A 15,935-nucleotide genomic window follows, 5' to 3' on the forward strand; every position below is an offset into this window, starting at 1 on the left:
GTATCCCATCCCTTGAAGGTATAACCAGTCTTGGTAGGAACTGGTGCCGTCAGGTCGCTGTTGTAGTCCTGTACCTTCACCACATTTTCCTCACCATTGTTCAGTACGAACGTCATCGTGTACTGGTTGATGGTCCACGTAGCATTATAGCTTCGGTTCTCCGTACTACCCGTGGCAATAATCACCGATGTCGTTGCCTCGTTGAGTCCCGTACCAGTCCATCCGGCGAAGGTATATCCCTCGCGGATAGGAGCGTTCAACGTGATAGGCTGGCTCTCAATGGTGTAAGTTGTAGCATTGATGACACCCTCCGGCATTGCACCACCGTCCAGGTCATAGCTGATGGAGTAAGTGATAGCCTCCCATTGTGCCGTGAATGACTTGTTCTCGGCAGGAACCTTGCTAGGTACCTGTGTGTCCCAACCCTTGAAGGTATAACCAGTCTTGGTAGGAACAGGTGCTGTCAGGTCGCTGTTGTAGTCCTGTACCTTCACCACGTTCTCCTCACCATTGTTCAGTACGAACGTCATCGTGTACTGGTTGATGGTAAACTGGGCTGTGAAGTTTTGGTCGGAAGCCGGCATCGTTTCAGGAACCACGGGAGTCCACCCCGCAAAGGTATAACCTACCTTCTGTGGGTCAGTGGGCTTGGTGATGGCAGTTGCGTAAACTACGGAATCACTCTTCACCGTTTCTCCCTCAGAAGTGAACTTAGCTAAGTATTTGTTGGGCGTGTACTGAGCCGTGAAGACTACATCAGAGTCGGGTACCAGTTCTGGTACTTCGGGTTCCCATCCTTTGAATGTATGTCCCTCTTTTGCAGGTGCCTGTGGAATCACTATGGCAGTAGCATAATCCTGCTTCTGGTTAACTACAGCCTCTCCTTTAGCCATGAACTTTACCTGGTACTGATTGATGGTGAACTGAGCCGTAAAGGTTTGGTTTTCAGCAGGCATGTTCTCAGGTACGACAGGCGTCCATGCAGAGAATGTGTATCCTTTCTTCTGCGGATCCTCGGGTAACGAGATAGCATCCTCGTAGAGCACAGAATCACTCTTCACAATTTCCCCTTCAGAGATAAACTTTGCCACATACTTGTTGCGCGTCCACTGAGCCGTAAAGGTCATGTTGCTTCCAGGAATGGTAGCAGGTACTTCAGGATCCCAACCGGCAAAGGTGAAGCCAGTCTTTGTAGGAGCACTCGTTGCGGGAATAGACTCACCATAGTTCTTCGTAATCCATCGAATCTCCTGCCCGTCAACTACATAAGTCATCGTGTACTCATTAATTTGGAACTGAGCCTCGTAAGTTAATGGGTTGTTAGGCATCTTAGAAGCTACGGACGGTGTCCACTTCGTAAAGCTATAGCCCTCCTTACTAGGATTCTCTGGCAGTACAATCGTTGAGTTGTAGTCCTGCAATTCCGAACGTACCGTGTCGCCCTCACTGATGAATGTCAGTAAGTGCTGATTGGGCGCAAAGATAGCCTGCAATTCCGTAGCCTTCATGACAGCGAAAGTACAGGTGTCGTTCGTCTCATCATTTGACCATTTCACAAAGTGATAGCCGGTATTGGCTGTCGCTTTGAGGTGTGCTATTTCCTCCTCCTCATAGATGCCGCTGCCAGTAACGGTTCCCATCACCTCGTCGTTGGGGGTTCCTGTCACCTGATACTTTGGCGCATTGGCAATGATGTTGTATTGAACGGGAGTTGACACTTCGCCAATCGTTCCACCATCCACAAGAGCAATCTTCGCACCATAGATGCGCTTTTCCTCTTGTGTCAATTTGTTATAAACCTTCAAATAGGCTGTTTCCTCAGAAACGCCATCGCAACGGATTTGCAATAAGCCGTACTTATATGTAATCTCATTCTTCACAACCTGTTCAAAGGTTGCTACGCCACGACATTCTTCACCGACAAAGGCAGCCACCTCATAGGGTGTTGTGTCTTCGTAGACGTTGGTGCCATCAGTCAGGTGGAAGTAGACCGACATATAAGATTGGTTTGCGTTAATATCGCATTGCCAGTGGCTCTGGGCACTGAGGGCCGAAGCCCACAGTACCATAGCCATGATGGATAAGATTCTAATCTGTTTCATAAGCAATCAAGTCTATTTGTTAGCTTTCAGAATCTTCTTGTAGTAAGTCTGTCCGTCGGCAACAACAGTTACCACGTAAACGCCAGCAGATAGTGAGCCTGTCGTGATGACAGCACTGTTGCCAAGATTGTTGGCTCTCACAACCTCACGTCCGCTCATGTTGGTCAGGGTCAGCTTGCTGATGTTATGACCATTTGCGCTTACGGTGATGTGATCGCTGAACACCTGAGGTGTTACGGTCAGCTTGTCCCACAAGTCTTTCACTCCAGTAGCTTCCTTGCCGATATGCAGAGCCATTGGCAGATGCCATGAACCTACATTGTCGACAGCAAATGCTACGTTCTCGGTAATGTCATAGAGACGCCCGTCTGCCACGTTGGCAGCCATGAAGGTGATATCCTCGTGGCGGTCGCCAACAACATTGATCAGTATGCGTCCATCCTTCCACTTACCAATACCGCGACATTCTGTTCCTGCAAAAGCACCTACGATGTATTCATTCTCTTGAGCGATAGAACCCTTATCGTAGAGTTGAGCTGTCACAGGCATCAGGTTAGCATAAGCATACTTGTCGCAAGCCCAAGGTGCCTCATAGAGTTCAATATGCTTGTCTATGCGACAGGAAGCGATAGATACGATGGTGGTGTTGAAGATAATCTCGTCAGCCTTGCCCGACTTGAACATATAGCCCTTGCCAGGCTTCAGTCCTTCGAGACTTCCTGCCCATTCACCATCCACAAACTCTGCAAAGCCTTCTTGCCCGAGCACATAGTCGCCTTCCATTGGTGTGAAGAATGCGAATGCCTCTTCGAGGGTCATGGTCTGACCGATAGGATAGCCTATCCAGTTCCATCCCTTTGCTACCTCCAGCGACTTGCTGAGTGCGTTGAACTCATAGCCGTCCAAAGTATTGTTGGCTGTCTCAGCCACCTTCACTTTGTAGGCCTGTGCAGGTTGTAGTTCTGTCAGATTGCCCACCAGTCCTAGCTGTGAATCCTTGATAGCCTCGGCCTTGAGGCCCATAATCTTCTCTGCTGTAGGAGCAAACTCCTCTACAGGTACGGGCTGCTCGAAGTTGTGCGATACCCATGTCCAACCAGTTGGGAACTGATAGCCCAGTCTGGTCTTCTTTAGCTTGTAGTTGAACTCAGCCACCTCACTGTCGTCCAGATCATGTCCCTTGGCCAGGGCCTTAATGGTTACATTGTCGGAAGCAATGATGATAGGACTATTGTTATCATACTTAATCACGTTTGGACCTTCGCCGCATGGACATGTGCCATCCAGCGTGTAGTAGATCTCTGCGTTTTCAGTCTCAGACGAGAGTCGGATCTCTGTGCCGCGGTATACCTCGGTACCTGATACACGTGAAGCACGTGGCTCCATAGCAAACAGGTCGATGGCATCCTTTACATTAACCAGCATCTGATCCTTTATGTCACTATCCTCTATAGAGAACGAGATGACAGTCTGACCAGGCAGTTCTCCAGAGACGGTAATCTCGGCCTGTCCGTTAGCATCGAGTGTCAACGACTGGGTAGCTGTCTTTGCGATCATGTCGGAGAGCGACTTCACATGGACTGTCTTACCCTTTGAAGCATCAGCAGGCAGGGCAGCGATTTTGAATAAGCGGTCACCGCCGTAAGGCACGTTCGCCAGCGAGTCAACAACCATGTTCTTGATGCGTGGCATAATGTCAAGACTCTGCGTGTAGTCTTCCTGCATAGGAATGCCAGCATAGCTTTCCACACTCTTCTTGATAGTTATTCTCACGTCGTTGCCAGTCAATAGCTCATCGTTTGCAGGCATCTTAAAGAGAAGTTTCGATGCATAAGTCTGAGGATTATCCTTGCTTACGCTCTCTTCATTAATCAGTTCGATGGTACCTTCAGCCTTGACACTGTTTCTGGTCAACATGATGTTGTCAGTAGTTAGCGTAGCGGGATCCATGTACTTGTCGAACTCTATCTCCACACCCTCGTTGTAGGCCTTCACGCTCTTCACGTTGGGCTGTACGAGTTGAGACATGGCGATGTTTACATCCAACTGTGGAGGAGGAACGGGCAGCCATTCAGAGTAGGTAGTCTGATAACCTTCCTTCTCAAACTTCACCTGCCAGAGTCCCTGCGGAACATCCCACTGATACATACCGTTCTCGTCGGTGAACAACGGGTTCTCCTGTGCATAGTCCTCAGCATTCCAAAGAACGATGTTCTCATGCAAGTCGCCATACATGTCCTCTACAATCTCCTTGTAGTAACAAGAAGCAAGAACACCCTGTATGCGGTTAGACGATACAGCCTCATAGACATAACCTGATGGGTCCATAACATGCTCCACATGCTTGAATCGCCAATCGATATCATCCTTACGCTTCTTTTTCTTCTTCTTGTCGTCTTTCTTGTAGCATTTCAGACTCTCAACACCCTTTTCTATCTTTTTCTTGGCGGCGTCGATGCCTGCGTCAATAACGAAGCTTCCTATGCAAGTAAGTGCCTTTTGGGCAAGACCCCAAGCAGTGGCGGCAAGCGTTGTTCCCGCCGAAGCAACCGATCCGACGACGCCAGCTACAACTTCCGCATCGCTTGTGAACGAGCTAACCAGTTCTACCGTTGCTTTTGTGATAACGGTGCCTAATAGTGCATAAGTAGCATTGCGGTACCAGTCTGCGTTGGCTTGGTCATCCTGACAAGAATTTGGAATAGAGTAGTAGATGCCGGCTATGTCATTGATGTCATTAGCCAGGGAGATTGCCATAGATGCATACTTGATAACAGGCAGCGCCTTCAGGGCAAACTTGAAAATCTTCTTAGCTAGCCAGCGAGCAGCTTTTGCCTGTAGCAGACTCTTCTGGAGGAATAGCTTTTCAATTCTCCATTTCCATACTTGGCTAGTCATGCCTTTCTGACCAGCAAATCTGATGTACGTATCACTCTTAGCCAAGCGGAACTCAATTTCCTCGACAGCCTTGAGCATGTTCCTCTCAGAAGCCTGTACCTTATCCACCATGCCAAGTGACCAATTGTTGATCATCTCAACAAAGTCGTTGATGGCCTTGATAGCATTGGCAACCTTTTGTTCTACGGTTTCATTGCCTGAAGCGCGGAACATACGAGCGCCAGCCTCTACGGGTACTTGAATCGTTACGTGAACGTTTCTCAGCAGGTCAACATACTCTGTCGTCTGGTCATTGAACTTCACATAAACGAAACTTCCGTCCGTACAAACCATCTCTTCATAGCCTGCCTCTATGAGTCCGGCTGCTGTCAGTCCTGTGCAGTTGGTCATGGTGAACTTAGTGCCATTTTCAAGCGTGAACTCACCTTCTGTACCAAACTGCAGCCACTGTTCCAGGTTCTGCAAGTAGGTTTCTGTATCCCCATGCTTTGCCTGGAAGACAGCATACTCTTCATTGAGATAGTTTTCCAACTCATCATCGGTCATGCCTCTCAGCTGTGCTTCGACATCATCAGTATTGACGATTACTTCATCATCACCGATGGCAGCAACCAGTGCTTCGAATGCATCATCACTCAATGGTTCTTCTGCACCTGCAAAGGCAGTTGTGATGTTCGCCATCTGTGTTTCGTACTCAGAAAGATAGTCGCCAAGTTCTGCTATTGTCTCATCTACCTGACGCTTGTCGAACTGGCTGGTAGCGTTACTTGTGAAATCCACAGAGACATTTGTTGGAAGAGCGTCAGAGTTGTACTTCGCATTAGCCACCCAGCACTTTCTCTTTCCATCGTATACGGGATAGAGCGTAGATACGGTATTGTCGGATAACAACACATTGAGCTCTACATTGGAAACCATTGTCGTGTCGTTATTGGTGAACTCTACCAAGAACGTGAAGTCTGGATAGCTTGGCCAATACCAGTAGGGCTTCAGTGTCTTACCAGGATTTGTGAAGTCGAACTCAGTTACATATTCGCACAGATCCAGTGAGGTGGCTGGGTGAGCCACATTGATCATCGTCACCTTTGTAGGCTCAATGGCATTCTTGTCGTAGGTCACTTCCTTTACGTCAGATTGCAACTCCAGTCCATCCTGTGTCACCACCTTGGCATAGATGCTGTGTGTGGACATGTTGTATGGGTTGTTCAGCTCAATCTCTGTGTTCCATGAGCCGTTTGCCAATGCTGTAGCATGACCAACAGAAACACCGTTGTCGAAGATTTCCACTTCCGACTTGCCAATAGCTGTACCCAGAACGGGAACTGTCGTCTTGGCCACCAGCGAAGGCGCTGTGATACTCAGATTGCTTACTGTGAAGACAACGCTGCCAATAGGCTGGCGCATGGTCTTGCCGTTGATGTCGAACTCAATGCTGGCACTGGGAGAGTAAACACCACCAATGGTTGGAATGACGCAGAATCTTACCTGGTCATCCATATTCTCCAGAGGCACGGTCAGACGATTACTTTCCTGCGTGTAACTGCCGATGATATTACCTGTCATCACAGAGTTGTTGACAAACGAACAGTTCTGAGGAAGTTCGAAGACGATTTTCAGGTCGCTCACACCATATTTATATATAGGCTTGAAGTCTATCTGCGCACGCAGTGTGAGGTACTGTCCTGCAGAAATCTCGCTCTTGTTCACGCTGAAGCGGGTATTGCTGTCGGTGTAGTACAGTTTCGTTTCGTCCAAGTAGGGGATGAGCTGGTTGGCGATGATTGTCGTTTCTCCGCTCTTTACCGTTACCTGATTCTTAATGTAGTCTACACCTTCCTTCAGTCCCACTTCGGTGAACTGGTTCAGCAGACCAATGGCATTGAACAAGTGGCTATAGCCCATGGTCACCAGTGTATAGGTACCATCGGTAAGCTCGTCAATGTTCAGTTGAACACCATCATAGTCGTACTTCTTCACGAAACGACCGTCGCCATCATAGAGCATACCCACAATGCTGTTGTTGTCGGTCTGACGGAACGAAGCTGCAATGCCACCCAGCTGCTTGATGGGCAGTGTGATCGCTGCATTGTCGTTGGCATCAACCGTACAACTGGCGGTAACGGGCATGAACTTGTTCTTCTTGCTGGTGGCGGTGATGGTGAATACCGTACCTTCGGCATGCTCGTCGAGCAGCACAATCTGTGGATACTGCACGTTCAGGTCGGTGATAACCTTACCATCTGCATCCTTCACCGTGTAGGCCACGTTCGCATAATCATCGTAATAGCCCTTTGTCTCACCTTTGGCATCGGTATAGGTCAGCGTCAGTTGGATGCTTGTACCATTGATGTCCTTCAGTTCGAAGGTTGGTACTGTGCTCTCTTCCAATGATTCCAGTGAGGCAATGCTCTGTGTCTGACTAATATAGTCGGTAGCAGAAGCGATAATCTCAGTTGGCATGTCGAGAACTTCCAGTTGCCATTCGCCGTTGGCGCCCACCTTGGTGCTGTACGATTTGGTGTATTGTCCATGCACGGTCTGGTTGACAGTGATGCCAGCGCCCTTCAGCGGGTAGGTGGTCTTCACGTCTTTCACCATTCCCTTAATCTGTACCTTTGCGATAGGTGTCAGTGTATAGACGATAGCATTCGTGGCCTGTACCTCGTAGGTGACGTCTTCGGGGAGCATGTACTGAACGGCCAGTTGCTGGGGCAGACTGATACGATAGCCCACCTTGTTGCCTTCCAACTGATTGGCCAGTTGGTTACCACGTGTCAGATAGGTTCCCTTTTGGTCTGTCCAAGTGATGCCGGCCTGATCTGTTACGTCATCACCAGCAGGTGTCTCCACTTTCAGTGTCAACGTCTTTGGCTCTTTCAACTTGTCGAATGCCACAGCCACGTTCTTGTCGATAATTTCCACATTCAGAATCTCGCCCAGAATATCACCTGCCTTGTTCTTCAGGTATATATTATAAGTGGTGTTCTGAATCAGACTGTTGAACGTGTAGGTCGTGCGATCAGTAATCACGTAGCGCAGCTTCTGTCCACTCTTTACGTTGGTCAGTTCCAGGAACATGTCTTTGTAGATGGCTGGGTTGCATCCCTCGGGCAGGTTCACTTCCAGTGCCTGTACCTCATCGGAAAACGGCAGAATGGTGAACTCCTTCCATCCGTCGGCGTCCTGATAGAGTGTCACAGCCTCGGCTGGTACATAGATAACCAGTCCACTGCTCACGCCTTCGAAAGCATCGCTCTCTACTTTGGGCGGAGTCATGGCATAACACTTAATGGACTGCAGCGATGCGCAGTTGTAGAAAGCATACCATCTGATATTGGCAATGGATGCAGGCAGCACCACGCTCAGTAGGGTTTGATTGTTTTCGAAAGCCCACGATGGCACTTCGTCAGAACCACTGGTGCGACTCATGTCGAGCAGCGTACAGTTGCCAAAACTCTTGGCTACGCCCCAGTCACCATTGTTTATCGGTCCAGCCACGGTAATCATCTTCACCTGGTCGTTGCTGCCAACCATGTCAGAGATAGCGTAGTACAGATAGCCTGGCGTGAAGTCGTCAATGATAACCTCGCCTGTTTGGCTGTTCCAATAGTTCTTGCCCGGGTTCGATGGGTTCTCTGGGCTATATTCGAAGATAGCCGTGATGTTGACATCATGTCTTGGCATCTCGAAGGAATAGTACGTATTCTTGATGACCAGACTGTCGCCAATCCTCATCTCGCGGAATTTATAACCGTCATTGACGTATGGATAGACGTCCACCCATCTCTCTTCTTCTACGCTGGAGCCATTGGGCCAGTTAAAGTGACCTGCACCAGCAGGAATGGTAGATAGATACAACTTGTGAGTTGTCTTCTTCATCTCGGGGTTAGTCGGTGAAGAAGGATCATACTCAAAGTGGGCAGTCAATGTAGCATCGCTTCGCTTCACCTCGTAGTAGAAATCATAGTTCTTGGAAATGGTGTCACCCTTTTCGTCAGACCAGTACACGAAGCGGAAGCTGCTGTTCGCATAGGCGCAGATCCATTGCTTCGATCCTACCTCGAGTCTTGATCTCAAGTCACGGTTAAAAGAACCACCGTTGGCGGGGTCGGCCTTCAGATACAGCGTGCTATATTCCACAGCCATCTCGGGGTTACCCGGGTTCTGCGGATCGTAGTCATCGTCCGCCCAGCCTACTTGCGGTGTTAGCGCAAGTAAGCTCAGGCAGAGGATAAACATTCTATATAATCTGTTCATAGTTCATGAGTTTTTAGTTCACATGAGTTTTCTTGTTCACGAGTCTCTGTTCTGCTCATGAATTACTTCACAACAGCTTTTTTGCCATTCTTGATGTAAACACCCTTGGTGGCGTTCTCCACACGACGGCCTTGCAGATCGTAGTAGTTCTCGTTGCTCAGTTGCTTGTCAACAGACTTGATGCCTGTCACCTCACCACCTGTGAGACGAATCAGGAAGCGGCCGTTCAGTGTGCCGGCTTCAGCCTGGAAGGTATAGCCAGCCTCGCCCAACAGAACCTCGTTGCCTGTCTGCAGGTCAATGATGTAAACCTCAGCATCGGCCTTGGTGTCCAGGTTGATGGCGTAGGTACCAGCCTTTGTCACCTTCATGCCCAGGGCAACCTCACAATTGTTCAGCGGACGTTCGTTGATGGCGTAGTTCAAACCATCCTCGATGGTGTAGAGCAGTATGCCGTTTGCGTTGCCGTCCATGAACTTCGAAGCATCTTTGTCCATCTCGTAGGTCAGCAGAGCTCCCTCGTTGATGACGAAGCGCGTCTCGTCACTCTGGTTCTCGCCCTCAATGGTCAGGTTGAAGATGCTACGCTGAGCGGTCATCTCGCTCTGGCGAGTGCTTGCGAAGTAGTTAACATCATCCATGGCCTGTGGTGTCAGCTGACGGCCTTCGCGCAGGAAGGTGATGCTAGCCTGGTCAAGTGGACGTTGCATGAAGAATGCCTCGCCGGGAGCCAGGATATAGTTATCGTCAACGGGAGAGATTGCCTTGTACCTGTAACCATTCTCCCATACGGTGATAGGAGCGGTGCAGTCAATGGCACGTGTGTCGAAGTAGCAGGGGTAGGGGTTACCGATGAAGTTCCAGTTGCGGTTCTGTGGGAACTCGCTCAGGTTCTCCTCCAGGTCAACCTCTACGGTGCCCGTGCGGAACATGTTGTTCTTGTTTACGCTTTGCTGAGCCTGAACGTCGAACTCAATGTCGTAGTTGGTGTTCTGATTCTGACTACCGTCTTCCTCGGTGATGGTCTCAGTGGTGTGAGCACCCTGCCAGATATAACCCTTGCCAGCTTCGAGAATGTCGTCGCCAGTCATGTTGTACCAGGTCTCGTCCATCTTTCCGTCGGCACGCTTCTTCACATCGTAGCCACGAACCACGAACTGCGTGTTGTTCACATTCACGATGTCGCTCACCTTCACGTCGAACGGCAGTGCTATGAAGTTCCACTCGTCAGCTTTCAGGTGCAGCTTCAGCGTGTTGTTGTCCGTGCGAATCTTACCATTAGCCATCAGTGTGGCGAAGCGGCTGTAGGTGTCGCTGTTGCTCTCGCGCTTGTAGAAGTAGTCCCAGTACATGGAGAACTCCTTGGCAGAAAGCGTTGCATTACCCGTTACGGTAACGGCTGCGTAGCGATAGCGATCCTCATACCAGTAATTGTCACCACGATCCATCTTGGTCAACTCTACGTTGGGCTTGTAGCTGAAGCTTACGGTGTCTGGCCATAACAGACGGTAGGTGTCGCTGATGATGATGTTCTCAGGCATGATGTTCAGTCCGTAGATATTGGGTGCGAATTTACTCCACCTGTCGGTCTGCTTATAAGATGCCAGTGAGAGTTCAGGTACATAGAGTGAGCACTGTGACTCCTTTCCACCCATGATGTCATAATCGTTGGCGTATGGAGGAGCAATAGCCTTCACCGTGATGCTAGTTAGGTTGTCGCAATCGCGGAATGGATAGAATACGCTGTTCACAGAGCTGGGCAGAGTCACTGCCGTCAGACTATCACAGTTACCGAAGGCGCTGCTTTGAATGATGCTCAGTCCTTCGGGCAGTTCTATGTTCTTCAGTCCGTTGTTATAGAATGCGTCAGAACCAATCTTCTTGATAGTAGAAGGCAGCGTGACGCTCTTCAGTGCGGTACAACCCTCGAAGGTCTCGCTTTGGATTTCAGTCAGTCCATCGCCGAAGTTTACTTCTTCCAGTTCGAAGTTATTGTAGAATGCACGATAGCCTAAGTTGGTCAGAGTGCTTGGCAGAGTCACCTTCTTTAGTTTGCTGCCGTTACGATATTCTATATAATGGCCTTGCTCGTCATAGTAATAATCCCAGTTGGTATTAGCTTGATAAGCGTTGTTGCCAATAGAGGTTACACCCTCGGGAACAATCACCTCAGTAAACTGTGAGCAACCATAGAACGCAGAATTGTCGATAGACTTCAATGTGGCAGGCAGTGCAACATCCTTCAGATTCTTACAATTGTAGAAAGCTTGATAACCAATGGTCTCCAGATTTGCCGGAAGTACGACGCTGGTGAGCCCGGTGCGATCTCTGAAGATCTCACGTGGAAGATTCTTCAGGTTGATACCGCTCATGTCGATTTCCTGCAGGTTGGTCAACTGGTTCTTGATCTTGTCCATATCAGTATCGTCCACAGGACCGCTGATGCGCAATCCCTGAACATCGGTGAAGTTATTGATGCGCTGCAGAACCTCATCGCCCAAAGTACCTGGGTCGCCGATGGTGATGGTCAGGTAAACCATCTGCAATTGTGCGGCGTGCCATGCAATCTGCTCCTGCAGGATAGCGATGTCTTCAGCCTTGTAAGTACCAGCACCAATGCCAGTCTGTACCTCGGTGATGAAGGTATTGGCTGCTTGCAACTTGGCGGCATCAATGAATTGGTTGTTCTGGCCCGCTTTGCTGAGGCTTGTTAATGATTTCTCGATTGAAGTATAGGACTTGTCAAGATCCAGAAGGTTAGTTCTGTCAGCCTTCAAAGATTTGATATACGTCTTCATCAAGGCAATGTTGGGAAGTTCTTCTGCTAACAAAGCCTTTGCTTCACTGATCTTTGTTATCAAAGCAGCCTTTCCATAAACGTTCTCATGCGTGAGTCCTTCGATAGCGGTTTCCGATAGGATTACTTGGTCGTTGAGACGTTCTACAATCTCTTCGTCTGATGGATTGTCAAAGGTAATTATGAACTCAGAGAAGTACGCAATACTACCTACATTAGTGATTGTAACCTTGTCTGCTTCACCAGTCCAATGAGCACTTTCCAAGTTACCTTCATTAGCATAACCTTCCATGCTAGTCTCGTAACCGTCAATAATCAATCTGATATCTATGATCGGTATTTCGGAAGTAAATGTTACAGAGTTTCCATAGTAGAGTCGCATTTGAGAATAGTCGTTTCTTGGCGTACTATTTCCATTACTATTGAATGTCAGCTTCACTTTGTCATATGATAAAGCGTCATCAATATAGTAATATTTGCTTTCATTAGGAATGTAATAATGATTACGCACAAGCATCATCTTTTCAATGACCATTCCCTTTATTTCATTGAGCACAATTATAGCTTCGTTAATACTCTCAGCATCTAATTCGCTATTATATACGGCTGTTGCATCTACTATAGCCTTGTCAAGTTTTGCCAGTCCTCTTTCTGATACATTACCAGAATTTGCTAAGGAATCAGCAGATATAATAGCCTTCATTAAAGCAGCCTTTGCATCAAGAGTTTCCTGAATCTGTGTTGATACAATCTCAGTTTCATCGTAGATTCTTGTCAGTAAGCTAAATAGAACTTCTCCGTCTTCTTTGTCCGTTTCATTTGCTTCTGTGTTCAAAGACTGGATAGTTTCTTTCTCTGATGCAGTGATGCCCTTGTCTAAATATTGGTTCAGTTCTTCAAGAGCTGATACGATGGCAGCGCCAATAATGTCGGTGTTGTATTGACGATAAATAAGACGGAAATTGTCGAAGATAGCCCAGTTGGCATCGTCAAACTGTCCAGTGAGGTTACCCTTCACACCAACACGCATCACATCGCCATCCTTAGCTACAATACCAAAGGTAGATGCTTTGTACATGCCATGTGCAAAAGCTTCAGCAGTCTGGACCATATTGTTAGGATACCAGTTGCCGTCACCTGGTTTATCTGCCCAATCTGGATCTGAATAATATGTATCCTCGTCGGTTTCGTTAACCTTTGGAAGCAGACCGCCGGGAGCACCCTCAGAATAAACACACTTCAGAGGAGTTTGTGCCTGATTCATGTAAACCCATGCGGGAGCAATCTGCTTACCATCTACCCAGATGTCCCAAGAATTGGTAGAAGCATTTTCATGCTGTGGACGACCCAGACGGAAGAAACTCTGTACCTGGATCTCATAAACGCCCACAGGAGCGCCCTTCACTTCCTGATAGATATCAAACTTCTTGGCATAAGCCTCAGCACAGGTATTACCGCCGCTTGATTGAATTGTAGGACTTCCGCTCCAACCATTTGCGCCATTCTCAAAATCTCCATTAACTAAGAAGTAGCTACAGTCGGCACCTTCTGCCATGTGTGTCCTTGCTTCTGCTATAGTGGTTTCAAAAGCTTGAATCTTGGCTGTCAATTCTTCATTGCTCAAAGCCATTTGTTCACGCCATACCAGATAATTAGCCATTAACGATTGCAAATCCGTCTTGAACTGATCTTGGATGTAGCTGTCCTTGTTTACGTATTCAGCTTCACTATATTTGGTTTGTAATTGTTCCCAAAGACTGATATTGGTCAGCAAGGCTTCTTCTGCATTCTTGATGTTTTCTTCAATAGCAAGTGCTTCTTCCTTGTTGGAAGCAGAGACATTTGTTAAAGAATTGTTGTATGCATCAAGTATGGAGGTTGTACATTCTGCACCTTCATATTTCTTCGCATTAGAAACAATATAGTTCGTCCATAGTTGGTAAGCATCTGCACCATTACCATAATAGATCAATCTGAAGTTGTCGAATGTGGTCCAATCATTACGAATATTCTTCTCATTCTTTACACCTATTTTAATAAGGCCCCCTTCAGACTCAAAGGTCAACACATTATTATAATAGCCCTTTTCAAAATAGATTCGTGCGCTGGCAGGATCGTTAGGAGCATAATAGACATTATCTCCATATTCTTCTATAGCTTCGTTTGCACGTGCTCCGAATGATGTTTCTCCCGCGAATGACTGCTCGTTAAATATATCCCATGGATTATGTAAAGGTTGAATAGCAGTTTTGTTGCCAGAAGTAGCGTAAAGGTGTGCATTATAGTTTGTGACATTCTGGGCATCAGCAATCCAACCACGATAGAAACCATTAGCACTCAGCGTGTAAATACCTGCAGGCATGTTTTCCAGGATTTGATAGGTGTCAAATACTTTGTTGTAGTGCTCTGCAACCTCGGCATATCTCTGATTGTCGTTTCCAAATCCAGGTACGGTTCCTTGCCAACCATAAGTGCTCTGATCGTCAAAATTAGGATTGACAATGTAATTTGTCATGTCAATAGGACTTTCTGTTGATGCTGTACTCTCGTAATAAGTACCCATAAGGGCAATTATTTCCGCAGTAGCTTTTTCTATCTCTTTTAGATTATCGCTATAGATAGCATTCTGTTGCTTAGAAATATCAAGATTCTTATCTTGCGCCTGATTGATGTAGTTCCGCAATATTTCTTTTGCCTGTTCTACAATCATGTAAGTATAATCTTCATAGTAATCCCTACCATCGTAGTAGTAGAAACGATCACCAGAAAGGTATGTGATATCTGAAGTTTGAGCTCCACTTCCATTGTTGAATAGAATATTTAGTCCGTTCTTGACAGTGAATGTCATGGTCCAAAATTCATTGTTATACTTACTTTCCTTTTCAGACATCTGAACGCCAGGCCATTCTTCAAAGAAATTATTTCCATTTGAATCCCAAGCCCACATGTATGGGGCATTGTCACTAATAACGTAAATCGTTATTGTGGAATTTTGCTCCTCAGGATTTGGATCGTCTATTCCGCCAGACTCTGAACCACTGATGCGTATGTACCAGTTTTCCCCGATTTTATCGCCACCGTCCCATGCTACCATGATAGTAAACACGCGATAAGATGTGTTTTCGATATTAACAACGAAATTTCCATCCTGATCCGTTGTTATCCATTCTGGAAAACCATTTTGAGAAACTAATTCTCCATAGCCTACCCAATATGTAGCGTCTTCGGTTACAGGACAGAACTTGAATTTCCATTCATCTTCTACATTAGCCTTGCTTAAGTCTACGGTAATCGTGTAGGCCTTGTCTGCTTCTAAGACAGAGAATGATTCTGCTTGAGTGCTCCAACCATTGTGGCTTCCTGCAAGCATAACACTCTTAATGACGGGGTCGTTAACTTCTATGGTTCCCTCCTGTCCGTTCTGTTCCTCATTCAGACTCATCTTGCCATTCAGAGCAACGAGATAACCAGTTGATTGCATCTCAGGTGTGTTCCCTTTGTAATTTATCAGTTTACCATAAGCAATAACTTCATCGCCTACTTTGACTTCGTAATCTTTGGTAAGCTTTTCACGGTTGAAACCTTTGATACGATAGAGCGTGAGGGTGTATGCCTCACCTGTCTCACTATCTGTTTCAGTTAGTTCAACAGTCATGTTTCCGTAAGTGGCGACGTCGAATTCTTGAATATTAGATATGACACCTCTTACCAGATATTCACTTTCTGTTGCTGTTTGACCAGTCTCTTGACAAACTTGAACAGCCTCCTTTACACTTAGAGCCTTTGCATAAACGTCTCTATAAGTGAAACTCTCTCCTTCGGAACTACCCATTATTGATGTAATTCCCTGTACTCCAGCCACAACTATCGCTGAGACCAAT

3 protein-coding genes are annotated in these 15,935 nt (G+C 47.1%); all 3 read right to left on the reverse strand.

Features of this window, described 5'->3' with window-relative positions; translation table 11 throughout:
- Positions 1-2,102, reverse strand: a 2,102-nt coding sequence (locus T496_RS0101710; protein WP_197018914.1) for an InlB B-repeat-containing protein, incomplete at its 3' end; no start/stop codon positions are given.
- A 12-nt stretch (positions 2,103-2,114) separates the two neighbouring features.
- Positions 2,115-9,257: an InlB B-repeat-containing protein gene (locus T496_RS14310; RefSeq protein WP_081783502.1), complete on the reverse strand. Its 7,143-nt coding sequence runs from the start codon at positions 9,255-9,257 to the stop codon at positions 2,115-2,117.
- Between the two features lie 62 nt (positions 9,258-9,319).
- On the reverse strand, positions 9,320-15,709 hold the full coding sequence (locus T496_RS0101720) for a leucine-rich repeat protein (protein WP_027449217.1): 6,390 nt from the start codon (positions 15,707-15,709) through the stop codon (positions 9,320-9,322).
- Positions 15,710-15,935 lie beyond the last annotated feature (226 nt).

This window comes from Xylanibacter brevis P6B11 (assembly GCF_000621825.1).
In the GTDB taxonomy this organism is placed as follows: domain Bacteria; phylum Bacteroidota; class Bacteroidia; order Bacteroidales; family Bacteroidaceae; genus Prevotella; species Prevotella brevis.

What these genes read in the sequence shown, in the direction of transcription:
- T496_RS0101720 (WP_027449217.1), bottom strand. Translation starts at nt 15,709, where the DNA reads ATGACTGTTGAACTAACTGAAACAGATAGTGAGACAGGTGAGGCATAC.
- T496_RS14310 (WP_081783502.1), bottom strand. Translation starts at nt 9,257, where the DNA reads ATGAACAGATTATATAGAATGTTTATCCTCTGCCTGAGCTTACTTGCG.